23 protein-coding genes and 1 pseudogene are annotated in these 24,060 nt (G+C 67.3%); 12 read left to right on the forward strand and 12 right to left on the reverse strand.

Going from position 1 to position 24,060, the window contains the following annotated elements:
• The first annotated feature begins 4 nt into the window (after positions 1-4).
• The 6 genes and pseudogenes from OCI36_RS06570 (at position 5) to OCI36_RS06595 (ending at position 6,168) form a co-directional block, all read left to right on the forward strand.
• The gene (locus OCI36_RS06570) at positions 5-802 is read left to right on the forward strand and encodes an enoyl-CoA hydratase-related protein (RefSeq protein WP_261664273.1); all 798 of its coding nucleotides are present in this window, start codon (positions 5-7) and stop codon (positions 800-802) included.
• A complete protein-coding gene (locus OCI36_RS06575) occupies positions 802-1,887 on the forward strand; it encodes a phosphohydrolase (protein ID WP_261664274.1) in 1,086 nt (361 codons plus the stop codon). The genes OCI36_RS06570 and OCI36_RS06575 overlap by 1 nt, the downstream gene beginning before the upstream one ends.
• Before the next feature lie 111 nt (positions 1,888-1,998).
• The gene (locus OCI36_RS06580; RefSeq protein WP_261664275.1) at positions 1,999-3,744 is read left to right on the forward strand and encodes a VanW family protein; all 1,746 of its coding nucleotides are present in this window, start codon (positions 1,999-2,001) and stop codon (positions 3,742-3,744) included.
• Between the two features lie 2 nt (positions 3,745-3,746).
• Complete coding sequence (locus OCI36_RS06585) at positions 3,747-4,013, forward strand: hypothetical protein (protein ID WP_261664276.1); 267 nt, start codon at positions 3,747-3,749, stop codon at positions 4,011-4,013.
• 98 nt (positions 4,014-4,111) lie between these two features.
• A pseudogene (locus OCI36_RS06590) lies at positions 4,112-5,269 on the forward strand (acyl-CoA dehydrogenase).
• A 47-nt stretch (positions 5,270-5,316) separates the two neighbouring features.
• Positions 5,317-6,168, forward strand: coding sequence for a DNA/RNA non-specific endonuclease (locus OCI36_RS06595; protein WP_261664277.1), 852 nt, complete (start codon positions 5,317-5,319; stop codon positions 6,166-6,168).
• A gap of 28 nt (positions 6,169-6,196) precedes the next feature.
• Here OCI36_RS06595 and OCI36_RS06600 read toward each other — a convergent pair whose 3' ends face one another.
• Entirely contained in the window at positions 6,197-7,231 is a 1,035-nt protein-coding gene (locus OCI36_RS06600; protein WP_261664278.1) for a peptidylprolyl isomerase, read from the reverse strand.
• A gap of 81 nt (positions 7,232-7,312) precedes the next feature.
• Here OCI36_RS06600 and OCI36_RS06605 point away from each other — a divergent pair, with 81 nt between their 5' ends.
• Complete coding sequence (locus tag OCI36_RS06605) at positions 7,313-8,596, forward strand: MFS transporter (protein ID WP_261664279.1); 1,284 nt, start codon at positions 7,313-7,315, stop codon at positions 8,594-8,596.
• A gap of 7 nt (positions 8,597-8,603) precedes the next feature.
• Here the strand turns inward: OCI36_RS06605 and OCI36_RS06610 are convergent, their stop codons facing one another.
• Positions 8,604-9,746 carry an N-acetylmuramoyl-L-alanine amidase gene (locus OCI36_RS06610; RefSeq protein ID WP_261664280.1) on the reverse strand — a complete coding sequence of 381 codons (1,143 nt, stop codon included), beginning with the start codon at positions 9,744-9,746 and terminating at the stop codon, positions 8,604-8,606.
• A 259-nt stretch (positions 9,747-10,005) separates the two neighbouring features.
• On the opposite strand from OCI36_RS06610, the gene OCI36_RS06615 reads away from it, so the two are divergent.
• Both OCI36_RS06615 and ftsY read left to right on the forward strand, forming a co-directional pair.
• Entirely contained in the window at positions 10,006-10,314 is a 309-nt protein-coding gene (locus OCI36_RS06615; protein ID WP_261664281.1) for a glutaredoxin family protein, read from the forward strand.
• A 74-nt stretch (positions 10,315-10,388) separates the two neighbouring features.
• Complete coding sequence (gene ftsY / locus OCI36_RS06620; RefSeq protein WP_261664282.1) at positions 10,389-11,336, forward strand: signal recognition particle-docking protein FtsY; 948 nt, start codon at positions 10,389-10,391, stop codon at positions 11,334-11,336.
• Here ftsY and OCI36_RS06625 read toward each other — a convergent pair.
• On the reverse strand, positions 11,296-12,612 hold the full coding sequence (locus OCI36_RS06625) for an MFS transporter (RefSeq protein WP_261664283.1): 1,317 nt from the start codon (positions 12,610-12,612) through the stop codon (positions 11,296-11,298). The genes ftsY and OCI36_RS06625 overlap by 41 nt on opposite strands.
• 77 nt (positions 12,613-12,689) lie before the next feature.
• Here OCI36_RS06625 and OCI36_RS06630 point away from each other — a divergent pair, with 77 nt between their 5' ends.
• The gene (locus OCI36_RS06630; RefSeq protein ID WP_261664284.1) at positions 12,690-13,322 is read left to right on the forward strand and encodes a winged helix-turn-helix domain-containing protein; all 633 of its coding nucleotides are present in this window, start codon (positions 12,690-12,692) and stop codon (positions 13,320-13,322) included.
• A gap of 4 nt (positions 13,323-13,326) precedes the next feature.
• Here the strand turns inward: OCI36_RS06630 and OCI36_RS06635 are convergent, their stop codons facing one another.
• From OCI36_RS06635 to OCI36_RS06650, 4 genes are all read right to left on the reverse strand, one after another.
• On the reverse strand, positions 13,327-14,328 hold the full coding sequence (locus OCI36_RS06635; protein WP_261664285.1) for a lipoate--protein ligase: 1,002 nt from the start codon (positions 14,326-14,328) through the stop codon (positions 13,327-13,329).
• A gap of 59 nt (positions 14,329-14,387) precedes the next feature.
• Positions 14,388-15,908 carry a DNA polymerase/3'-5' exonuclease PolX gene (locus OCI36_RS06640; RefSeq protein WP_261664286.1) on the reverse strand — a complete coding sequence of 507 codons (1,521 nt, stop codon included), beginning with the start codon at positions 15,906-15,908 and terminating at the stop codon, positions 14,388-14,390.
• A gap of 27 nt (positions 15,909-15,935) precedes the next feature.
• On the reverse strand, positions 15,936-16,088 hold the full coding sequence (locus OCI36_RS06645) for a hypothetical protein (protein ID WP_261664287.1): 153 nt from the start codon (positions 16,086-16,088) through the stop codon (positions 15,936-15,938).
• 85 nt (positions 16,089-16,173) lie between these two features.
• The gene (locus OCI36_RS06650; RefSeq protein ID WP_261664288.1) at positions 16,174-16,509 is read right to left on the reverse strand and encodes an FKBP-type peptidyl-prolyl cis-trans isomerase; all 336 of its coding nucleotides are present in this window, start codon (positions 16,507-16,509) and stop codon (positions 16,174-16,176) included.
• Positions 16,510-16,589: 80 nt separating this feature from the next.
• On the opposite strand from OCI36_RS06650, the gene lepB reads away from it, so the two are divergent.
• Together lepB and OCI36_RS06660 are read left to right on the forward strand one after the other, a co-directional pair.
• Positions 16,590-17,198, forward strand: coding sequence for a signal peptidase I (lepB, locus tag OCI36_RS06655; protein WP_261664289.1), 609 nt, complete (start codon positions 16,590-16,592; stop codon positions 17,196-17,198).
• Positions 17,199-17,309: 111 nt separating this feature from the next.
• Entirely contained in the window at positions 17,310-17,834 is a 525-nt protein-coding gene (locus OCI36_RS06660) for a hypothetical protein (RefSeq protein WP_261664290.1), read from the forward strand.
• 84 nt (positions 17,835-17,918) lie between these two features.
• On the opposite strand, the gene OCI36_RS06665 is transcribed toward OCI36_RS06660, so the two are convergent.
• The 5 genes from OCI36_RS06665 to lepA form a co-directional block, all read right to left on the reverse strand.
• Positions 17,919-18,881 (reverse strand): MBL fold metallo-hydrolase, encoded by a 963-nt coding sequence (locus tag OCI36_RS06665; protein WP_261664291.1) that lies wholly within the window; start codon positions 18,879-18,881, stop codon positions 17,919-17,921.
• 127 nt (positions 18,882-19,008) lie between these two features.
• Positions 19,009-19,761 (reverse strand): alpha/beta hydrolase, encoded by a 753-nt coding sequence (locus OCI36_RS06670; RefSeq protein WP_409996720.1) that lies wholly within the window; start codon positions 19,759-19,761, stop codon positions 19,009-19,011.
• Positions 19,682-20,701, reverse strand: coding sequence for an alpha/beta hydrolase (locus OCI36_RS13315; protein WP_315941250.1), 1,020 nt, complete (start codon positions 20,699-20,701; stop codon positions 19,682-19,684). Before OCI36_RS13315 ends, OCI36_RS06670 begins: the two co-directional genes overlap by 80 nt.
• A 77-nt stretch (positions 20,702-20,778) precedes the next feature.
• Positions 20,779-22,038, reverse strand: coding sequence for a cytochrome P450 (locus OCI36_RS06680; RefSeq protein WP_261664293.1), 1,260 nt, complete (start codon positions 22,036-22,038; stop codon positions 20,779-20,781).
• 118 nt (positions 22,039-22,156) lie between these two features.
• A complete protein-coding gene (lepA, locus tag OCI36_RS06685) occupies positions 22,157-23,953 on the reverse strand; it encodes a translation elongation factor 4 (protein WP_261664294.1) in 1,797 nt (598 codons plus the stop codon).
• Between the last annotated feature and the right edge of the window lie 107 nt (positions 23,954-24,060).

A 24,060-nucleotide genomic window follows, 5' to 3' on the forward strand; every position in this document is an offset into this window, starting at 1 on the left:
GGGCATGACCCTCTTTGATGAACTGGAATTCTCCAACCTGCAGCTGGACCAGCACGGCTCCCTGGCAGTGCTGACCATCAACCGGCCCAAGGCACTGAATGCCCTGAACAGCGATACCCTGACGGAAATCGGACAGGTGGTGGACCTGATTGCCGAGAACGCCGACATCAGCGCCCTGATCGTGACCGGCGCCGGCGAGAAGGCTTTTGTGGCCGGGGCCGATATCAGTGAGCTGAGTGAACTGAACAATGTCTACTCGGGCCGCGAGCTGTCGCTGAGCGGGCAGGAAGTGATGCAGTCGCTGAATAACCTGCCGCTGCCCACCATCGCATGCATTCAGGGCTTTGCCCTGGGCGGCGGCCTGGAGCTGGCGCTGGCCTGTGACATCCGGATCGCCTCGCCGCGTGCCCGAATGGGCCTGCCCGAAGCCAGCCTGGGCGTGATTCCTGGCTTTGGCGGCACCCAGCGCCTGCCACGCCTGATCGGAGCCGGCCGCGCGCTGGACATGCTGATAACTGGCCGCCAGGTTGACGCCGAGGAAGCGCTGCAGATGGGCCTGGTGAACTATGTCTCCGACGAGCCGCTGAGCAAGGCCCGTGAAGTGGCCGAGCAGATGATCCGCAACGCCCCGATTTCGCTGGCGCTGATCAAGGAAGCGGTACGCCGGGGCGCACACATCAGCGTGGAAGAAGGCATGGAAATCGAGGCCGACTTGTTCGGCATGGCGGTTGCCACCAGCGACTTTGCCGAAGGCACCCGCGCCTTTTTGGACAAGCGCCGGCCTGAATTCAAGGGCGAGTAATGAAAAAGGAGCCGGCAGAGCAGGAAACCCAAGCGGGCAGCGGGTGCCAGAGCGGACAGGGCACCGGCACCTTCCGGCTGGAGGTGCTGGACGGTGATCCCCGCCTGGCCGCCATTCAGCCGCCGGAGCCGGACCGCGACCCGCAGCTGCGCTTCGAGACGCCCAAGGCCAAGCTGATTGACGCGGCGCAGGCGTCGCTGCGCTCGGACCTCAGCGACGCGCCCCGGGCGCTGGCCGCTTTCGAGGCGCTGCAAAACGACCCCGAAGCCCTGGCGCACTGGGACATGGCGAACTACATCACCATGCGCAAGCTGGGTTACAACGATCACGGCCGGGTCCACGCCTTCATCACCGGCGCGGCGGGCATCACCATCACCCATCTGCTGCTGGGCGGCGGGGTTAAGCCGGACCTGATCGGGAGTGGAATCGGAGATGAGGACGACGTGCTGCTGACGGTGATTCTCAGCACCATGCTGCACGACATCGGCAACCAGGTGCACCGCGCCGGGCACGAAGTCCACGGGGTCAACCTGGCAATTCCGATTCTGGACCGGATCATGACGCCGCTGTACAGCGACCCCTTCAAGCGGATCAAGGTGCGATCTTTTATCCTGGGCGCCATCAACTGCCACGACCTGAACCCGCCGCCCCTGACCATCGAAGGCGGCATCACGGCTGTGGCCGACGGCACCGACATCACCAAAGGGCGCGGCCGCAAGGCTTTCAAGATGGGCAGCGTGGACATCCACTCCATCAGCGCACTGGCGGTGGATCAGGTGGTGATTGAGCCGGGCCGGGAGCGCCCGGTGCGGATCAGCGTGACCATGAACAACTCCGGCGGCATCTTTCAGGTGGAGGAGGTGCTGGCTTCCAAGGTGATCAACACCCCGCTGCGGGATTACATCGAGCTGCACGCGGCCACCCGGCCCAGCGGCGACGAGCAGATTCTGACCCGGGTGCGGCTGGAAGGCAGCCAGTTCGTGGTGGCCCTGGAAGACGGCGATAAGGTGGCGGTGGCGATGGACAACGCCGCAGCCGAGGCCGCCGAAGCGCAGGCCGCCGCGGCGCCAGTGCCGGAGCCCTGAGGGGAAGGGGGCACCCACTGGCCGTGCCCTGACGGCAGGCATCTTCATGAAGGCTGCAGCAGCCGGCACCGTTAACCTCCGGTGGCCGGCCGGCTTGTTAGACTGGATGTGATGCCTGAGAATGCCGCCCCCAACGAACGTCCGACGCCCCCACGCCGCTCCGCCCCCTGGATCTGGGGCGCCGCCGCCCTGACTGTTTTGCTGGGCAGTGCCCTGGCCCTCAGCCTGGGGCAGAGCAACGGCAAGCTGGCTCCCGGTGTGCGGGTCGGGGGCGTGGATGTGGGCGGCCTGAGCACCGAGCAGGCCCAGGCACAGCTGAGCGGGCGCCTTCCCACGGCGCCGCAGATCACTGTGAAGGCCGGCGACCAGAGCTGGCAAGTCAGCGCGGCCGAGCTGGGCTGGCAGCGTGATACAGCTGCTGCACTTGAACAGGCGCAGGCCTACACCACTGGCCGCAGCTGGCCCGAGCGGCTGAGCCACCTGACCGGCTCGGCGCAGCCGGCCAACTTCGAGGTCAGCGCGAAAGTGGACCCCCAGAAAGCCGCCGGAAAGCTGGCTGAGCTGACGGCCCCGCTGGGCTTTGCCCCCCAGGACGGCGAGGTGAAATTTGACGGCAAAGCTTACCGCTACGTGGTGGCTGGCGGCCGCGAGGGCAAGCGCGCCGACACCCAGGCCGCCGCCCAGCAGTTTGCCGCGCACCCCGACCAGACCGAGCTGACAGTACCTTTCCAGGCGGTGTCCTCGCAGTATTCGCCGGCCAAACTGAAAGCGCAGGTGGACAAAGGCAACGCGCTGCTGCGGCCTCTGAAGGTGCAGCTGAAAGATTCGGACGCGGCCATTACCCTGCCGGTGCCGCAGGTGGCGGACCTGTACTGGGCGACCCGAGACGGCATCAAGCCCGACGCCAAAGCCATCCAGAAGACCTTCGACAGCGTGCTGGCGCAGGTAGACCATCCGGCCGTGCCAGCCCGCTATGTGGCGCAGGGAAGCCAGTGGCTGCCCAAGGAAGGCCGCAGCGGATACGAGGTGCAGCGCAGCGAGGCCCGCAAGATCTTCGAGCGCGACCTGCTGAACCCGGAAACGAAGACCTCGGTCTGGCCGGCCAAGACCACCCAGCCCAGCTTCACGGTGGACGACCTGCCCGACCCGGCGAAGCTGCAACTTATCGCCACCGGCGAGAGTACCTACGACGGCAGCAGCGAATCAAGGCGCGAAAACGTGCGGGTGGCCGCCCAGAAGCTGGACGGTTATGTGGTGCCGGCCGGCCAGAACTTCAGCTTCCTGCAGGCGGTGGGCGGCATCACCGCCAAGGACGGCTTCGTGAGCGGGCTGATCATCTCGGGCGGGCAGACGGTGGACGGCCTGGGCGGCGGGGTCTGCCAGGTATCCACCACCGCCTTCCGCAGCCTGTATAAGGCGGGTCTGCCGGTGGTGGAGCGCAACCAGCACACCTACCGGGTGCCCTACTACGAGCCCCAGACCGGCTTTGAGGCGGCGGTGTACGATCCCGGCCTGGATCTGGTGATGAAAAACGACACCGGCGCCCCGCTGGTGGTGCGCACGCTGAACGACAACGCCCACAGCCGCCTGCGGGTGGAACTGTGGGGAACCAAGCCCAAGCGCGAGGTGACGGTCAGCGACGCGGTCGTGACCGCGCAGATGCCGGCCCCGGCGCCGCACTACGTGCTGAACCCCAACCTGGCCCCCGGGCAGCGGCGTTATGTCGAGGGTTCACGCCCCGGCATGTACCTGCACATCAACCGCACCATCAAAGATGCCAAGGGCAGCCACACCGACCGGGTCGAAACCCGCTACGAGCCCTGGTCCGGCACCATTGAACAGGGCCCGGCGCAGTGAGTGTGCCCCCGCTGCCCGCCCGGGTGCGGGTGACCCGGCCGCTGCTGCCGCTGGCTCCAGCTTTGGCAAAAGCGGCCGGCCAATTGCTGCCTGAGGCTGATCTGGAACAGGTGCAGCAGGCTGCGCTGGCGATTGCCGGCGGCAGCGTAATCGGCGCAGCGTTGGCCCTGCCCGGGGGCGCTGAGCCGCTGATCAGCGTAGCGGCCGGCTGGCGCGGCAAAGGGATTGAGGCGGCACTCCAGGCCGAGCTGGACAGAGCTGCACCCTGAGCCCGGCAGGAGCTGCAGCTAGACAGGGGTCCCGCCTGGCTGGACTTGGCCCCTGGCTGAAATCCCCGGCCCAGCGGCCGGTCTGCTAGCCTGCTGCTATGCCACAAATGAATTTTGCCCTGGATGACGAGGGGCGGCTGATCGTGCAGCATGTGCGCGATTTTTGCCGCAGTGAAATCGCGCCGCTGGCCCGCGAATACGACCGTGAGCATAAATGGCCCGAGCCACAGCTGCGAGGTCTGGCCGAGCTGGGTCTGCTGGGCGCCACCGTGCCCGAGGAGTGGGACGGCGCCGAGCTGGACAGCGTGACCTATGCGCTGTGCCTGGCCGAAATCGCCGCCGCCGACCCCAGCGTGGCGGTGATTGTGAGCGTGCAGAACGGCCTGCCCGAGCAGATGATTCTGAACTATGGCACCGACGAGCAGCGGGAGCGTTTCCTGCGGCCACTGGCGGCCGGCGAGAAACTGGGGGCTTTTTGCCTGACCGAGCCACAGGCCGGCAGCGACGCCGCCAGCCTGAAGACCCGCGCCGTGCGCGACGGCGACGACTGGCTGATCAGCGGATCTAAAGCCTGGATCACGTCCGGCGGCCACGCCGACATCTATATGGTGATGGCCCGCACCGGCGGCGAGGGTGCCCGTGGGGTGAGCTGCTTTGTGGTGGAAGATGGCACCCCAGGCCTAAGCTTTGGCCGGCCCGAGGAAAAGATGGGGCAGCACGCCGCCCACACCACCACAGTGTCGTTCGAGAATGTGCGGGTGCCGGCCAGCCAGATGATTGGCGAGGAAGGCCAGGGCCTGATCATCGCGCTGTCCAGCCTGGATTCGGGCCGCATCGGGATCGGGATGCTGGGGGTGGGCATTGCCCAGGCCGCGCTGTAACATGCCGCCCGTTACGCTGCCGAGCGCGAGCAGTTCGGCAAGCCCATCGCGGGGCACCAGGCAGTGAGCTTCCGGCTGGCGAGGATGGCCACCCAGCTGGAAGCGGCGCGGCTGGTGGGCCTCAAGGCCGCCTGGCTGAAAGACGCGGGGCAGAAGTTTTCCAAGGAAGCCAGCATGGCCAAGCTGCTGGGCAGCGAAGCCGCCGTGGAAGTGACCCGCAGCGCCGTGCAGATTTTCGGCGGCAACGGCTACAGCGCCGAGTACCCGGTAGAAAAACTTTACCGCGACGCCAAAATCACCGAAATCTATGAGGGCACCAGTGAGATTCAGCAGCTGGTGATCGGCCGGGCGGTGCTGAGCGAGCTGGACCAGTAGGCAGGCAGTGCCCGGCCGGAGCGGGAGCCCGCTAGAATAGACGGCCGATGCCGCGCAAGTCAGCTTCCGCCCAGACCAACCGAACCAATCAGACTGTCCTCTCGCTGCTGGGCCTCCTGGTGGCCGGCGCGGCGGCCCTGTGGGGCTGCGGTGGCGACCTCGGGTTGCCGGTGCCTTCCGGTGAACGGGTGCCCGGCGCCCTGGGCGACCCGGCCCAGTGCCGTGACGAGTGGCGCGGCGGCATCCCCGAAGCGGCCGGCGTCTCCACCCGGCTGCTGTGCCGCCAGGAATATGTGGTGCTCTACGATCCGGCCTGGCACGTGCCACGGGTGGTGGGCGAATACCTCTCCCCCACTGAACTGGGCGGCAACGTACAGCGCCAGGACAACTTTGTGCCGGACCCCGACCTGCCAGCCGGTGAGAGCGCCGGGCTGAACGATTACCGCAGCAGCGGCTACGACCGCGGGCACATGGCGCCAGCGGCCGATTTCAAGTCCAGCCCACAGGCCATGCAGGAATCCTTTTACCTGAGCAACATGGTGCCGCAAAACCACCATATGAACACCGGCGTCTGGGCGGCGCTGGAAAGTGCGGTGCGCAGCTGCGCAGGTGACCGGGGCGGGGTCTTCGTGCTGAGCGGGCCGGTGCTGAGCAAACATCCCAAGACCATCGGGGAGGGAGTGGCGGTGCCGGATTCGCTGTTCAAGGTGGTGGTGTCCGGCAAGGAAGCCCGCGCGTTCGTAATTCCCAACCGCTCACAGCCCAGCGACACCAGCTTCAGCCGCTACGAGGTGACGCCGGCCAAGGTCCAGTCGCTGACCGGGCTGACCCTCTTTCCGGACGGCAGCGTGCCGCTGGACCAGCAGGGACGCTTTTGCAGCGGATCGTTCGGCAGCTGAACCAGTCAGCTCAGCCCGGCCCGAAACTTTAGGGCTGCGGGCCACCCATCAGATGCTCCGGAAAGAGCTGCGCCGGCACCTGTGCCAGCTGGGTGTTCAGCAGCCGGGCAGCCGCACTGCGGGCCAGCGACTCGCGCACCTGCGGGGCGGCCTGCTCCAGCGGCAGCAGCCCGGCGCGGCGGCGCTCGGTCACTTCCAGCACATGCCAGCCCTGGTCCGTTTGCACCACCCGCGGGGCGCCCAGGATGCCGGCGAACAGGGCAGTATCGAACGCGTCAGCCGTCTGGCCCGGGGCAAAGCAGCCCAGGTCGCCCCCACGCGATGCGCTGCCGGGGTCACGGCTTTCCGACTGGGCCAGCAGCGCAAAGTCAGCGCCCGAGAGCAGTAGCTGGCGCAGGTCGCGGGCCTGGGCCTCGTCCAGCACCAGGATATGCCGGGCGCAGGCTTCATCACGCTGCACGAAGCGGGCGCGGTTGAGGTCGTAAAAGTTCCGCACGGCCGCGTCGCTGAAAGTAAACCGCTGCAGCAGTTGCTGGCGGTAGGCTTCGGTCAGCGCCCGGCGGGCCATTTCCTGCAGATAGTCGGCCTCGCCCTGATATCCGGCGCCGCTGAGATAGTCGGCGTAGCCCTGTGGCCGGGCAAACGACTGCGGCCCGATGCGCGGCGGCCCACTGTAAACGAAATCCGGTAGGGCCTGACGGGCCAGATACTCGGTTTTCCGGTCGCGGACATACTGCTCGAAAAACTGGCTGCGAGACGGCGCAAAAGCCTGAAACAGATCGTCGCGCAGCGGCAGGCCCTGGCGGTTGAGCAATTCGCCCACCGCCAGCCGGAAAGCCCGCTCGAAATCGGCGCGGGTCAGCCGCAGGGCGCTGGGGCCACTGCCGATGACGGCCAGCAGGTCCTCCTGAGCAGGGGCGGCATCTGCCACTGTTGCGGGAGTCGCCACAGCCGGAACAGCGCCCGCCGGAGCAGGCGCGGCCGCCAGCACCGCGCCGGGGCAGATACTCAGCAGGCCCAGCAGCGTACCGCACCGCCACACACGCCCGAGAAAAGCCGTCATGGTCTTACTCTAGAGCATGGAGGACGCACCGCTCGTTGGCCGGGCCAGCAGCCGTGTCCCTCTTTTATACTTGGCTTGCAGATGCCCCCCAAAATCCCACAGCCTGTCCCCGGGCCGCCGCATCCGGCTGTCCTGTCCGCTTTCTGGTTCGGTACCGCTTTTCACTGGCTGGTGCTGCTCTTGATTGCCATGCCGGCCGGCGTGGTGCAGTTTATGGGCGAGGCGGCCAAGGGCACCTGGCTGGGCCTGCTGACAGCGGTGGGCGCGCTGGTGGCGCTGGTGCTGCCGCCTATCGTGGGAGCGCAGAGTGACCGCAGCGGCCGGCGGCTGCCCTACCTGCGCTGGGGGCTGACGATCAACCTGCTGGGGCTGGCGGTGATGGGCGGCGCGGTGGCCGGGCTGAGCGGCACGGCCGGATTCGGGGTGTTCGTGCTGGGTTTCCTGCTGGTGCAGTTTGGCAATAATTACGCCACCGCGCCCTACTCGGCGCTGATTCCGCAGCTGGTGCCGGTGCAGCAACGCGGCCACTACTCGGGCGTGATGGCGACCCTGCAGGCAGTGGGGCAGCTGCTGGCCGCCGGCAGCACATTTGCCATCGCGGCGCTGCACCTGCCCCCGGCCGCCAACTATCTGCTGATTGCCGCCGTGCTGTCCCTGCCGGCCCTGATCACGCTGCGGGGCGTGGCTGGCGCCGACCAGGCCGCCGCTCCACAACCCTCCCCGGCATCTTCTGCTGGCTCCACAGCTCCCAGCCTCAGCCTGCGGGAGCTGTTCGCCTATCCGCCCTTTTTCTGGGTGTTCTGGACCCGGGTGCTGTTTGCGCTGGGCCAATACTCGGTGCAGCCTTTCCTGAACTACTACAACCGCGATGTCCTGCGCCAGAGCAACCCCGAGCAGAGCACCTCGGTGATGCTGGCGGCCATCATCGTGGCCAGCATCGTGAGCGCCCTGCTGGGCGGGCAACTGAGCGACCGGCTGGGCCGCAAACCGGTGATTTATGCCGCCGGCGGGATGATGGCGCTGGCCGCCGTGCTGCTGATTCTGAACGGCAGTTATCTCCCGGCGCTGGGCATTGCCGCGCTGTTTGGGCTGGGGTTCGGGGCCTTTACCAGTGTGGACTGGGCACTGGGCAGCGACGCCCTGCCCAGCGAAAATAGCTACGCCCGCGATATGGGCGTCTGGCACGTGGCCTTTGTGGCGCCGCAGGTGGTCAGCCTGCCGATGGGCAGCCTGCTGGACAGCCTCAACCGCGGCGGGGGCACCGCCGGGTACACGGCCGTGTTCGGGCTGGCGGCGCTGTTTTTCGTGGCCGGGATTTTGCTGGTGCGCCGGGTGCCGGAGCGGGCCGGGCCAGCTGCTCCCTAAGCAGGGGCTAGCGGGCGTTCAGAAAGCGCAGCACCGCCCGTGCCAGGGCGTCGGCCTGCCGCTGGCGGTACTCGGCAGAAGCCAGGCGCGGCCCTTCTGCCGGGCTGGACCCGAAGCCCAGCTCGGTCAGGATGGCGGGGGTGGTGGGGCTGCGAATCACATAAAAGGCATCGGTCCTCACTCCACGGTTCTGCGCCCCGGTGGCGGCCACCAGTTCGGCCTGGACCAGAGCGGCCAGCCGGCGGGAAAAGCTCAGCTTGGTCTGCGAGAGCAGATCGCCCAGCACCCCCTGCGCCGAGCGGGCCGCCTGATCGGTGAGCGCGGCGCCCACGTCTCCCCCGCCATTTTCGCGCAGCGCCAGACTGCGGCCCTGGACTGCCAGTGGCTGCCCGAAATAATAGGTTTCGATGCCCTGCGCCGCCGGACTGGCCGCCGCATTGACATGCACGCTGACAAAGGCACTGACCTGCCCGGTGGTCGCCATCCGCGAGCGCAGGTTCAGGTCGGTGGCCTTGTCGGGGTTCAGGTGGCTGTCATTGCGGCGGGTCAGGGTGACGGCCACCCCGTGGGCTTCCAGCGCCCGCGCCGTGCGGAGCGCCACATCCAGATTCACGTCTGCCTCGCGCACCCAGCGGCTGGTCATGCCGGGGTCAATGCCACCGTGTCCGGGGTCCAGCACGATGCTGGCCCGGACAGGCCCGGCCTTGGGAGAGGTGGGAACAGCGGGCGCTGGCACGGCCGGGGTGGCCCGTGGCAGCGGCGCAGGCGAAGCGGCCACAGCCGGGCCAGGCTGAGACGCAGACCGGGGCTGAATGGAAGCGCCCTCTGATCCAACCGGCAGCAGGTCCAAGACCAGTCCCGGCGGCCAGCTGCCCACCGCCGGCCAGAACTGGGCGCGCACCCCACCGATGCCGGGCCCCAGCGTCAGGCTGAGGCGATGGCCCTGGGCCGCGTAGGCCGGCACGTCGGTGCCCAAGCGGCCTTGCTGCACGGCCAGCTCAAACGGAAGCTCCACCCAGGCCGCGCCACCCTCCGCCCCGGCCTGTGGGGCAAAAGGCACCGTGCCAGCCGGCAGCGACACGAACACCCGGTTCTGCCCGGCCGCCTGCCGCAGTTCCAGAGAAAGGGCGACCGGCGCGGAACGGGTCACGGCAGGCGACGTCACAGCTCCGGCCGGAACCGCAGCGGCTTCACCAGCAGCCATTCCAGCCGGGACCAGCAGCAGGGCCACCGCCCAGGCCGCTCTCCTGGCCCAGCGCCTGTTCTGCCGTCCGCCACGCTGCTGAATTTCGTGCTGCCTGAGCGCCCTTGCCTGCATCGCCCACATTGTAGGGGCAACCGTGGGGCCAAGGCAGCCAGGACAGAGTGTCTGGCGCAGACCGGCCCCGCCGTGCTACACCGCAGGCAGCATGACCGACTCACCTGCCGCCTTCCCCACCCCGGTTTTCTACACCCGCAGCGGCTGCAAGCTGTGCCAGCAGGCCGAAACGCTGCTGCTGGAATGGGACCTGCCCTTTGAACGCATGGACATTGCCGGCGACGACCGGCTGATCGAGCTTTACGGCCATCACGTGCCGGTGCTGACCCTGCCGCTGCCCGGCGGCGAAAGAACCCTGCACCGTGGCCCGCTGGCCCGCACCCAGCTGCCGGCGCTGCGGCTGCGGCTGATCCGGCTGCGGCGCGAGCAGGCGGCGGCCCCGGCACGGCTGCTCAACTGAGCGGAGCAGGCCCCCCACGGCAGATTGCGTTTTCTCTCCCGGCTGCCGCGCCAGGCAGGCGCTATGGTATGAGCATGACATGGGCAGATCGACTGCGCGGGGGGCTGCAAAAAACCCGCGCCCAATTGAATCAGAATGCCGGCTTTCTGGGCCGGGATCTCCGTTCTTACGCCCGCAACGCCGAGGTGCTCGAAGACCTGGAAATGGCCCTGCTGGCCGCCGACGTGGGTGGCCCCGCCACGGCCGAGATTCTGGAAAGCGTGCAGAGCAGCCGCCGGCCCGACCTGCTGGCAGCGCTGTCCGACGCCCTGATCGAGCAGCTGCAGCCGCCCGGACAGGCCGAAGAAGATGACAGCGGCCTGTCCCCATGGTTCCAGCCGGCCGTGACGCCCTCGCCGGTGCAGCCGGCTGGGCACGTGGTGATGGTGATCGGTGTGAACGGGGTGGGCAAAACCACCACCATTGCCAAGCTGGGCCAGCACTACATGGAGCACGGCAAAAGCGTGATGTTCGCTGCCGGCGATACTTTCCGTGCCGCCGCCGGTGCCCAGCTGGAAGTCTGGGGCGACCGCCTGGGCGTGCCGGTCATTCAGGGCCGCGAGGGCGGCGACCCTGCCGCTGTGGCGTTCGACGCCGCCAGCTCGCGCAAGGCCCGCGGCACCGACCTGTTGCTGGTGGATACCGCCGGGCGACTGCACAACCAGCACAACCTGATGCAGGAGCTGCAAAAGGTGCACCGGGTCATCGGCAAGGCCGACGAGGGCGAACCGGCCGAAGTCTGGATGGTGCTGGACGCCGTGACCGGCCAGAATGGCCTGCAACAGGCCAAGAAATTCAACGAGTCGGTGCCGCTGAGCGGCGTGGTGGTCACCAAGCTGGACGGCACCGCCAAGGGCGGCATCCTGATTCCCATCGTGCGCGAGCTGGGGGTGCCGATCAAGTTTATCGGGGTGGGTGAACAGGCCGACGACCTGCAACCCTTCAACGCTGCCGAATTCGTCGAGGCGCTGCTGGCGGAGTAAAGCAGGTGCACCGGGCTGGCCCCAGACTCCCCAAGGGCAGCTCAGGCACCTGCTCCCTGCGCCCCCCCAGCGCCGGCAAGGGTGCGCCATAAGGCAGCAGCGCACAGCACCAGAGTAGCCGCCAGTGCCAGAAAGAGGTCCCCGGTGCCGGCACCCGGCCCACCCAGGCGGCCAGCGCCAGCAGGGTCAGGGGCATGCCTAGCATGCTTACACTGCCCAGCACGCCAAAGACCCGTCCCAGCTGCTCAGACGGAACACTCTGACCCACCAGAGTCATGATCAGGACATTGCTGAGAGCCATTCCGAAGCCGAACAGCGCCGCTGCTGCCCAGGCAAGCGGCACAGCAGTGCCTATGGCAGCTGGCAGGCCGGCAAGCAGCAGCAGACCCACCGCGCCTAGCCCCCAGCCCAGCACGGCGGCGCGGGCCGGCAGGTGCTGCCCGGCCCAGGCAGTCCCAGCTCCGGCCAGCAGGCTGCCCAGCATCTGAGCGGTCAGAAAGCCGCTGTAACCAGCTGCGCCTGCACCCAGGCGTTCCATTTCGGCCGGGATCAGCACCTCCAGGGGAGCGCCCGCCGCGTTCAGGGCCAGCAGCAGCCAGGGCAGCAGACGCAGAGACCGTGTCTGCCACAAGGTCTGGACCCCGGCGCGGAGTTCAGCCAGCGGGGAGGCGGCCGGCAGCCGCGAGGGGCGGGGCGGAAACTTTACCAGCAGACCCGTCAGCAGTGCAGCTATCAGGTAAGTCAGCCCATCAACCAGCAGTGCAGCTAGGGCGCCTGCCAGCGCCACCAGCCCACCCCCCGCCAGAAAGCCGAGCAGGGTGGCCGTTTGCCGCGTGCCCGTCAGCAACCCGTTGGCCCAGCTCAGGCCATCGGCACCGACCAGCAGCGGCACCGCACTTTGCGCTGCCGGCTGCGCCCAGACACTGGCGAGGCCGCCAATAAGAGCCGCCGCAAAAAGCCAGCCGGCCGGAATGGCTGTCCAGCCCAGAGCAGACAGGTTGAGCGCCGCCCCGGCCAGGGCCAACTGCACCGCGCCGCCCAGCACCGCCGCGCTCACCAGCGGCCACTGCAGAGGCAGCCGGTCTGTCCACACACCCACCAGTGGCAACAGCAGAGCCGGCAGGAATCCCAGGGCCAGCGTCAGGGCGAGGGCCGCCCCGTCTCCCGTCTGCTCCAGAACCAGAAAGCTGACTGCCGCCGCCGAAAGGGCCGAGCCGAAACTGTTTTGCGCGGTGGCCAGAAGCCACACCCCAAAGGAACGTTGGTGCCAGAGCATGACCTCAGCAAAGCGGCCCTGAACTTCCAGGCCAAGCGTCCGGCCGAGGTTGAGAACCACTACCCTGGGAAACACCTATGCCCAAGCCGAGAGTTGTCCTGCCCCACCAAGCCAAACTGCTGCTGGACCCGGACCTGCTGTTCGCGCTCCACGCCCTGATGCGTGAGCCGCTAAGTGTTGGCGACCTGGCGGCACAACTCGGCATCAGTGGGCGGCGGGCCTACAGCACCGTGGACAAACTCCGGCGCGCCGGCATCGCCGCGCAAGTGGGCGAACGCCGCCGGCGGGGCCGCCCCATCCGCCTTTATCAGGTGCCGCAGCCCTGGCTGGTGCCCTATACCCAGACCGGCGCCGCCAGCGTGAGCGAGTTCTTCTGGCAGCAGTATGGCGACCGCCTGCGGCATCTGGTAGACCTGATTGCGCAGGCGGCCATGCAGGACCGGGATGACTGGGGGTACTGGCTGGCTGCGGGGCGGCTGGAATTGGGCACGCTAGACGGCCCCCTGCCGGTCAGCTTTGCCGCGCCGCAACTGTTCACCCTGCGGGAGCTGCGCCTGGGCGAGCGCGACACCGACGAATTCAGGGCGCAGCTGCTGGCGCTGTGCCGGGACTATGAGGCCCGCAGCCACCCGGACGCCCCCGCGCTGGCCCTCGGCCTGCTGTTGGCACGCGGCAACTGGTGGGAAACGGCCCCGGCGCCTTTCAAATGACTGGTCAGATGACCAGCCGCAGGAACTCCTCTCGCTCCACCGCCCCGAAATAGCGGCTCAGGTCGAAGGGCGCCAGGGCCGCCTCAATGTCCTCAGGGCGGTAGGGCACGCCAGTCAGGGCGCGTTCCAGGTCGGTCACGTCGTCCAGAGCAAAGAAATCACCATAGATGCGGATGTCCTTGATGTGTTTTTCCTCCACGTTCATCCGCACGTCAATCAGTCCGCCGGTAAATTTGCGGCGGCGCTCCAGCGTGAAGTCGGGCGAGCGGCCAAAGTTCCAGTCCCAATTCAGGAAATACTCCTGGCGAATCTTCTCGATTTCCTGCCAGTCGTGCTGTGTCAGCTGATACTCGGTGGCCTCGCCGCCGCTCTGCTGGGCCAGCTGCCGCAGAATCTCGTCGCGGAACTCGCCGGTGCTGAGGCGCTGATACTCGGGCGCCAGGTGGGGGCGGATGTTGGTCACGCGGGCCCGCACCGACTTGATGCCTTTGGATTCGATTTTCTCGCGGGGAGGTCTTAGCGCGGCTGCCACATTTTCCAGGTTCACGTCGTACAGCAGGGTGCCGTGCGCGGTCATCCGGCCGCCCGAAACATACATGGCGTTGCCGGAAATCTTCTGGTCCCCGATCACCAGGTCGTTGCGCCCACGCAGCGCGGCGTCGCTGGCTCCCATTCGCTGCAGGGCTTCCACCACCGGCCCGGTGAAACTGCCGAAATCCCGGAAAGAGCCGTCGTCGTCCTTGATAAAGCAGTAGCAGAGGTTGCCCTGGTCCTGATACACCGCGCCCCCGCCCGAGAAGCGGCGCACCACCGGCACCCCGTGCGACTCGGTGTAGTCACGGTCAATTTCCTCGATGGTGTTCTGGTTGCGCCCCACGATCACGCAGGGGTCGTTGATGTAAAAGAGCAGCAGCGGCCCGTCCACCAGCCGGTGGCGAATCAGGTAAGCTTCCAGCGCCAGGTTGACGGTCACGTCATGATTGTCGGCGTTGCGGATGTAGTACATGCAGCCACTCTAGCCTGCGGCCCCCGGCTCCGGCAGTGACCTCCCCCGGCGGGATTCGGTCAGCCGCGTGCCCAGGCTTTAAAAGCGTCACGCTCCAGGCAATTGACCACGTCGGCCGGGGTCAGGCCGGCTTTCTGGGCCATCATCACCCCGTAGCGAACGTCGCGCAGGCCGCGCGGCGAGTGGGCGTCGGTGTTGATGGAGAAGCGGACCCGGCTGCGCCAGCGCAGGGCGTCTTGCCAGCGCAGGTCCAGCCGCCAGGGGTTGGCGTTGATCTCGGCGGCGGTGTTGCCGGCGGCGCAGGCGTCCAGCACAGCGTCGATGTCCACCGCGTAGCCTTCGCGGCGCAGCAGCAGACGGCCGGTGGGGTGACCCAGAATGCTGACCAGCGGGTGCGAGGCGGCCCGCACCAGCCGCTCGGTCTGGTCGGCCTGGCTCAGCCCGAAAGCCGAATGCACGCTGGCCACCACGTAATCCAGCTCGGCCAGCAGTTCGTCGTCATAGTCCAGCGAACCATCGGCCAGAATGTCCACCTCGGCTCCGGCCAGGATGGGCAGGCCCTCTGCCTGCAGGCCGCGAATCTCGGCGATGTACTCGCGCAGGCGCTCCGGCGTCATACCGCCCGCGTAGGCGGCCGACTGCGAGTGGTCGCCGGTGCCCAGGTACTCGTGGCCCAGTGCCAGCACACTGTCTACCATCTCACGCAGGGTAGAGACCCCGTCAGACCAGACCGTGTGGGTGTGCAGCATGCCACGGATGTCATGGGTCTGAATCAGCTCGGCTGGGTCGGGCAAGTCCAGGCCGGCATGCTCCGGCTCGTCGAACGGCCGGAAAGCCGGCGACCCGGCCGCTGCTCGGTGTAGCGTGACCGGCACGCTGCCGAAGCGACCGCTCAGGGTCTCGGCGCTGCTTTCGCCGGCTTCCCAGCCCTCGGTGCCGGCCAGGGCACTGGCCCAGGCGGCCGGGTCGCCGGTCAGGTCGAGGTCGGCTCCCGGCAGGGTATCGCGCAACCGGCCCAGGTCACCGCTGAACTGCGCTTCCAGCCCCGCACCGGCGAGGGCCTGCTGCACGCCCTCACCGGCCAGCAGGCCCTGAGACAGCAAGAAGCGGTCCTGAGAATCCAGCACGAACTGCGCGGCCTGTCCCAGCGCCTGAGCGCCCTTGGCCCCGAAGCCTTTCACAGCCGCCAGCTCGCCGCTCTGGGCGGCGCCGCGCAGTCTCGGCAACGAATCAATGCCGGCGTCCCAGAGGGCCCGCACTTTCTTGGGGCCCAGGCCACGCACCGCAAAGAGGCTCTGCACCCCTTCGGGAATCTGTTCGGCGGCCTCGTCCAGGGGAGCAAAGCGGCCGCTGTCCAGGTAGCCCATCAGCTCGGCGGCAATGCCCTTGCCGACCTTGGGCACGCCGGCAAAGCGGGTCTCCCGCAGTTCGTCCAGGGACGTTTCGGAGCGGTCGAGGTTGCGGGCGGCATTGCGGTAGGCTGCCGCCCGGAAGCCGCCCTCGTCGCTGCCCAGCACGTCCAGCAGGTCGGCGGCAGAGTTCAGGGCGTGGACAAGGTCTTTGCGGGTCACGTCAGCCATAGGTTCCCGCATGATAGAGGCTGAAGCTCAGCGCCCCCAGATACGGCCCAGCGCCACGATCACCGTCATCACCGCGTCGACCAGCAGGTTGGACTTCCAGAACTGGTAATTGCGCTCGCGCTGCATCTCGTAGCGGTCACGCGGTGGCGCCGCCCGGCGCGTCCGGCGTCTTCTGCTCATAAAAAGTAGTCTAGCGGCCCCGGCCTGCAAGAAGGCCAGAACCGCCAGACGGCGCGGCAAAGCTATTGGGGAGAGAAAGGCGGCTTCAGCCGCGGCGAGTGTTCACCAGTTCCACGTCAAAAATCAGGGTGGCGCCGCCGGGAATCACACCGGGAACGCCGCGGAGGCCATAGGCCAGGTCACTGGGAATGGTCAGGGTGGCCTGATCGCCCACCCGCATGCCCTCAATGCCCTGGTCCCAGCCGGCGATGACCTGCCCGGCGCCCAGCACGAACTGGATCGGTTCGCCGCGGTCGTGGCTGGAGTCGAACTTCTGGCCGTTTTCCAGGCGGCCGGTGTAGTGCACGCTGACGACATCCCCCTTCTGGGCCTGGGCGCCGGTGCCTTCTTGGTGTTTGTCAATTTTCAGTTCCTGGCTCATGGCCTCCAGACTAACGGCAAGCGGCCGGCCGCGGCGTGGGGCTGAACAACCTCTAAACTTCAGGCTCTAGACTTCTGGAGATGCCGCCTGCTTCTGCCACGCCGCCTGCTCCCCGCCCACCGGGCCGCGCCCGGACTTTCTGGAACGAGGGCTGGCCCTGGCTGCTGGGCACCCTGGCGCTGTGGCTGGTGCTGGCCTTCGGCGCGTCGCTGGCGCGGGTGAGCGGCGACTCCATGAACCCTACCCTGCACAGCGGCGACACCTTGCTGCTGCTGAAATACCCGCGCTGGCTGGACCCGGACTTTCCCCGGCGCGGCAGCGTGGTGGTGTTCCGGGGGCCGCCGGACAGCCCCTACGCTTACACTGCCCATTCACTGTTGGGATTGGAATTCCAGACGCGGCCCGCCCACATCAAGCGGGTGCTGGCGGTGCCGGGCGACCGTCTGGAGCTGCGCGGCGGCCGGGTCTGGGTCAACGGCCGTGCCCTGGCCGAGAGTTACGTATCGGCGGAAGGGTTCTTGGAAGACCAGGCACCGCGTACCCTGGGCCCCGGCGAGGTCTGGGTGATGGGCGACAACCGCCGGGTGGGCAGCAGCCTGGATTCGCGGCAGTACGGCCCGGTGCGGTCCCAGGACATTCTGGGCACGGTGCCGCTGCGGCTGTGGCCAGCGGCCAGCACCCTCCCATAAGAACTGAGCACAGGCAGCCGGGCCAGCCAGGAGAAGAAATTCCCTGTCCAGATCAGAAAACCGTCAGGCTCGGCCAATCTTCCGCTCATACGGGGTTGTTAGCGTAAAGGCATGAACTTCAAGCCCCAGATCGCCCTGGCCGCAGCTGCCGTCACCATGCTGGCTGCTCCCGCCTCGGCCCAGAAGTACGTGTCTTACACCGAAAACGCCCTGCCCTACACCGTCAGCCTGCCAGCCGACTGGTACGGCCTGCAGATGAAAGGCCCTGCCGGCGTGAACCTGACCTCGGCGCAGAAAGCACCCTTCCTGCCGCTGATCCGCCTGACTTACATCCCCAAGACGGCCGCCGTCAACACGCTGCCCAAGGCTGTGGCCGCCTTTGAAAAGGAACTGAGCAACAACGGTTCTATCAACCTCAAGCGCCTGGGTGCCAAGGAAGCCACCTACGGTAATATCGCCGGCAAGGAAATGGAATACTCGCTGACCGGCGGCGGCAACGAGCTGCGCATGCGGCTGTGGATGGGCCTGGGCGCCAAGAACGTCTACGCTTTCCAGCTGCTGGACAAGCCTGCCACCTACGCCGCCAACCGCGACAAGACCTTTACCCCCATCCTGAACTCGGTCAAGTTCAAGTAAACCGGGCAGAAAACCAGAAAGCCGCGCTCCGAGCAAGTCGGGAGCGCGGCTTTTCTATGGGTTGTCAGCAGGGTGCCGTAGGTGTCAGCGACGCAGGCGCAGCCATGCCCCAGCCGCCGCTGCGGCAGCGAGGCTGCCCAGAAAGAGGGTGCGGACCGGGTCGGGGTCGCCGGGTTCACGCCGCTCGGTGGGTACCGGGTGCGACAGATACCAGCCGCGCGGGGGCAGCGCTTCGGCATCGAAGCGGCGGGCCAGCTCGCTCAGCTCACGGCGCAGGGGCTCGCCGGCCATCGGGTGGCCGTGGCCGGTCGCGGCCAGGTCCGGCTCCAGCTCTGCCAGCCGCTGCACCGAGGCGCGGGCCGCTTCCCAGTTGGGCGTGTAATAGGGAGGCGGGCCTTCCACCTGCATGGGCTCGTTCAGCAGGGCGCCGCTGGCCGTCTGCTGCGGGGTGGTCACGAAAGCGTCGCCGGCCACCAGGGTGCGGTCAGCTTCGCGCCACAGTGAGACATGGCCCGGAGCGTGGCCGGGCGTGTGCAGCCAGCGCCAGCCGGTTACGTGCGGCACCTGACCCCCTTCCGGCCCATCTCCCGAAAGCGCCCGGACCTGCGGCCGAAAATCGAAGGGGCCGGGCAGGAAAGCTGGCGACAGCAGGCTCATCACGCCGCCCACAGTGGGATCGGGGAACGGATAAGCCGCCTCACCGGTCAGAAACGGCAGTTCCAGCTCGTGCGCGTAAACCGGCACCGGCCAGTGGTGCAGCAGGTCGTGCAGCGCGCCCACATGGTCGAAGTGACCGTGGGTCATCACGATGGCAGCGGGAGCCTGGGCACCGTGAATTTCGCGGGCCGCCCGCAGAATCAGGCCAGCGGTGCCGGGCATGCCGGCGTCTACCAGCACCCAGCGCCCACCCGGCTCGCCCAGCAGATAGACATTGACCATGGGCAGCCGCACCCGGAACAGGTCGCGGCGCAGGGCCTGAATGCCGCCCAGACTGGACACGGCCGGCACGCCCGCCGGCGGAGCTGACAGGTGAAAAGAGACTTTCATGCCCACCACCCTACGGGGCGGCCCCCCGCGCCGAATGGATGGGGGGCCGCAGTCCAAAGCTTGCCGTAAGGTGCCGCGCGAGGTTCCTCACAGGCAGGGGGGCAGAAGGCAGGGAGGCAAGCAGGCTCTAGCGCAGGCGGTGAGCCTCGATAAAGTCCAGTACCTGGCTGCGGGTGTCGCCCAGCCAGCCCAGCGGCCGGGCCAGTGCAGCCACGATGGTGACATGGTTGACCCCGCGGATCTCGCGGCGTTCTACCGGCACACCGGCAGCTTTCAGGGCACGCTCCATGTTCACAGCATTCTGGGGCGCCACGGTGCCGTCGTTTTCTGCGGTCAGCAGCAGGTGCGGCGGCGCGTCCCGGCGCACATGGCGGTCGGGCATGATCTCGTCGGGGGTGCCGCCCTGCGGGAAAGCTTCGCGGCTGGAGAATTGCCGGAAATCGTAGGAGTACGGCCCGGCCAGCCCGATCACCCCGCGCACCGACGACACCGGCACGCCGACTTCACTCAGCCAGCGTTCGTTGACCACCGTTTCCACCGCATTGAAGCCGCCGGCCGAGTGGCCCATCACAAACAGGTTGTCGGGGCTGCCGCCGTACCGCGCGGCGTGGGACCGCAAAAAAGCCAGGGCCTGCGCGCTGTCCTGCACATAGCTGGGGTAGCGGTATTCAGGTGCCAGGCGGTAATTCATCACGCCCACCACGTAGCCGGCCCGCGCCAGGCTCTCGCCCACAAAGCGGTATTCGGCTTTACTGCCGCTGTTCCAGCTGCCGCCGTGGATAAACAGCACAGTAGGCGCGTTATGAACCCCGGCCGGCGCGTAGATGTCCAGCTGCTGGCGCGGGCCGCTGCCATACGCCTGATCGGCCTGCACGGTCAAGCCGCCAGTAGACACCAGGCGGTTGAGGTCCTGTGGCAGGTTCTGAGAAGAGCAGCCCGTGAGGCCGGCAGTCAGAGCAGCAGGGGCTAGCAGGGCAGCGGAACGGAAAAGAGATCGGGTCATGAGGCAGCCTCCAGAGCGCGTAGACGCTCATCCAAGAATTCGAGAACGGCGGGGCGAGTGTCGCCCAGAAAGGTAATGGCAGCGCCAGCGCCGCGACGCTGGTGTAGTGGTTGAGCCGGGGCAATACCCGCCGCCGGACCGGAACCCCGCCGGCCTGCAGCGCTTTTTCCATCTCCAGCGCGCTTTCCAGCGGAATCATCTGGTCCTGCTCGGCAGCCAGCAGCAGGTGGGGTGGGGCGTCGGGGCGCACATGGTAAACCGGCATTACCGTTTCCGGGTCGGCGCCCTCCGGGAAAGCGGTCCGGGTGGGATAGTCGCGAAAATCGTACACGTAAGGGCCGGCGATGCCCACCACGCCTGCCAGCGCGGCCAGAGTCAGGCCCACTTCCTCCAGCCACTGCCCGTGAACCGTCAGTTCCACAGCGTTGAACGCCCCGGCCGAGTGGCCCACCACGAACAGCCGCTGGGGGTCGCCGCCGTACTGCGCGGCATGCTCACGCAGCCAGGCCAGCGCCAGCGCCGCGTCACGGATATAAACCGGGTAGCGGTGTTCCGGCGCCAGGTGATAGTTGATGACGGCCACCAGATACCCGGCCCGGGCAAAGCTCTCACCCACAAAGCGGTACTCGGATTTGTCGCCGTGGTCCCACGAGCCACCGTGAATAAACAGAATCACCGGCAGATCCTTGGCTTTGGCCGGTGCATAGAGGTCCAGAGTCTGCCGCGGGGCGGGGCCATACCGCAGGTCGCGGTGCAGCTGTAGCCCGGCCGTCAGCACGGCGCGGTTGAGATTACTCAGGGCCTGCGGCGAGCGCATGGCCCGGCGCAGCAGCAGCAGGCTGCCCAGGCCCAGCAGCAGGCGGCGGCCACGTTTGACTCTTGAGGTTGCCGTAGTTACGCCTCCTTGCGGCGCACGTCCGCAGTCACGAATCCGCTCTGGGGCTGCGCCGGCATTCGGCTGTATTTTACCGCCAGGTTCTGCGGCGGCACCCGGTAGGTCAGCTCGCGTGTCAGGAACTGCGCGGCTTGCACCATCAGGTCAATAGTGAGCCACTCGCCGGCGCAGCGGTGCCCCAGCCAGTGATCACCGCCGCCCTGCGGCACGAAGTTGAACGGCGAACCGTCCCAGGTCGCAAAGCGGGCCGGGCGGAAGGTGTCGGGGTCGCCCCAGACCGCCTGCTCGCGGCTGGTGCCGAACAGGTCCAGCATCACCCGGTCGCCGGGCCGGAAGGTAACCCCCTGCCAGCGAAACGTCTCACGGACCAGGGCAGGCGCCGCCGGGAAAAAGGGATAGAAGCGCCGCACCTCCTGCGCGAATTGCCGGGCCTCGGCCGCGCCGCCCTGACGCACCCGCGCCTGCTCGGCAGGATATTCGTGCAGCGCCAGAGCTTCAAACACCACGTAGCGGGCCACCGCCACGATGGGCCGGATAATATTCAGCACCTCCACCGCCGCCACCTTGGGCGTCAGCAGCTCACCGCTGAGGTCACGGTGCAGCGCAATCACTTTCAGGGCGCGGCCTTCCGGGGCGTCCAGCGTGCCGCTGCGGACGCCAGCGACCATCCGCCCGGCCCAGGCCTCAGCGGCGCGGCGCGAGAGCCGGCCCTGCACCTGCTTGAAGTCGAGGGCCGCCGGTGATTCGATCAGATCACGCAGTTGCCGGGTCCGCAGCGGCACTTCGGCTTCCGGCAGCGGCACGCCGGCCCACTCGCAGGCAGCGCGGGCCAGCAGCTCCGAGACCTCGTCCAGCAGCACGATTTCTCCTGCGGTTTCCCATTTGGCGGCGTAAGCGTGCCACTGCCGCAGGGTGATGGCCTGCATCTCGGCCAGGGCCGCCGGGGTCATCAGCGACATGAACATGTCCTTGCGCCAGCGGTGCTCGGCGTCGTCCAGCCCCTGCACCCCGCCTACGCCCAGCAGCGTGTGCTTGAGGGGCGGCGGGGTGCCGCCTTCACGCTGAAACAGCGCCTCATCGTAAAAGAGCCGGGCGGCGGCCTCGCCGCTCAGGGCCTTGAACGGCACGCCGGCCAGCCGGAAGCCAAAGACCGGCGTGTGCAGTTGCCGGGCGCGGCGCAGAAAAAAGGGATAGCCCTCGGACAGCAACGCCAGGGTGCTGTCGAATTCGGGCGCGTGGGGAGGGCGGCTCAGGGTCATGCTGCCATTGTCGGCTCTATTAACAAATTGCCGGATGTGCAGAGCAGCGGGGGAACCTTCAGACTGCCACAGCTGCTCCCCACACGGCCGCTCCCCACACCGAAGGGACGCCCAGGCCTCAGTCTTCGGAAGCCAGCACCGCCAAGAAAGCTTCCTGCGGCACCTCCACCGTGCCGAACTGCTTCATGCGGGCGCGGCCCTTTTTCTGCTTTTCCAGCAGCTTCTTCTTGCGGGTGATATCGCCGCCGTAACACTTGGCCAGCACGTCCTTGCGGTACGCCTTGACGGTGGCGCGGGCGATGATCTTGCCGCCGATGGTGGCCTGCACCGGCACCGGGAACATCTGCCGGGGAATCACCTCGGCCATTTTGTCCACGATCTTGCGGCCCAGGCTGTAGGACTTGGATTCGTGCACGATCACGGCCAGGGCGTCGATCACCTCGTTGTTGACCATGATGTCCACCTTGCGCAGGTCGCCCTCGCGGTAGCCGATCTGCTCGTAGTCCATGCTGGCGTATCCGCGCGAGATGGATTTCAGGCGGTCGTGGAAGTCGTAGAGGATTTCCGCGAACGGCACCTCATAGACCAGTTCTACCCGCTTGCCCACGTAGTTCATGGTCTGCATGGCGCCGCGGCGCTCCTGCAGCAGCTGCATCACCGGGCCCACATAATCCTCAGGCACCATCACGCTCAGCTTGATGTAAGGCTCCTCCACCAACTCGATCCGGTCGCGGGTGGGGAACTCGGCGGGGTTCTGGGTCTCGAACACGTCACCATTGGTCAGCGTGACCCGGTAGACCACGGCGGGCGCAGTGGCGATCAGGTCGAGGTCGTACTCGCGCTCCAGCCGCTCCTGGATGATTTCGGCGTGCAGCAGCCCCAGAAAGCCGCAGCGAAAGCCGAAGCCCAGCGCCTCGGAAGTTTCCGGCTCGAAGGAGAAGGCGGCGTCGTTCAATTTGAGTTTTTCCAGAGCTTCACGCAGCTTGCGGTAATCCTCGGTGTCGGTGGGATAAAGGCCCGAGAACACCACCGGCTGCGCGGGCTTGAAGCCAGGGAACGCTTCGGCAGTGCGCTCATCCCGGCCAGTCAGGGTGTCGCCCACCTGTGCATCCTGAATGTCCTTGATGCCGGCGGCCACCCAGCCCACCGCGCCAGCGCCCAGGGTGTCGCCCACCACCAGGCCGGGGCTGAAAGTGCCCACCTTGTCCACCTCAAAGGACTTGCCGGCGTTCATCAGATAAATCTGGTCCTTGGGGTTGATGGTGCCCTCCAGCACCCGTACAAACAGGATGACGCCCTGGTAAGCGTCGTAAAAGGAATCGAAAATCAGCGCTTTGAGCGGCGCTTCCGGGTCGCCGACCGGCGCCGGAATCTTTTCCACAATGGCTTCGAGGATGTCAGGCACGCCCTGGCCGGTCTTGCCGCTGGCGAACACGGCGTCCTCGGCGGGAATCCCAATCACCTCTTCCAGCTCCTGCGCAGCGCCCTCGGGGTCGGCGGCCGGCAGGTCGATCTTGTTCACCACCGGCACGATTTCCAGGTCGTTGTCGATGGCGAGGTAGGCGTTCACGATGGTCTGCGCCTCCACGCCCTGCGAGGCGTCCACCAGCAGCAGCACGCCCTCGCAGGCGGCCAGCGAGCGCGACACCTCATAGTTGAAGTCCACGTGCCCGGGCGTATCGATCAGGTTGAAGATGTATTCTTCGTCGCCACGCAGATATTTCAGGCGAATGGGCGTGGATTTAATGGTGATGCCGCGCTCGCGCTCCAGCTCCAGCGTATCGAGGGTTTGGTCGCGCTTATCGCGCTCGCCCATCGCGCCGAGGTGTTCGAGGATACGGTCGGCCAGCGTGGATTTGCCGTGGTCCACGTGGGCGATGATGGAAAAGTTACGGATCTGGGGGCTGCGGGTCATTGCCCTCTAGTTTAGGGGATGGGCGCGGGGGATTTCGGGGCCCCGGCCATAGAGTTGCGGCAGCCCGCCCGCTTTATGGCCGCCGGCTGGGAGCAAAGGTCGCGTTC

Origin of the sequence: Deinococcus sp. Marseille-Q6407 (assembly GCF_946848805.1) — a bacterium.
Lineage (GTDB): Bacteria > Deinococcota > Deinococci > Deinococcales > Deinococcaceae > Deinococcus.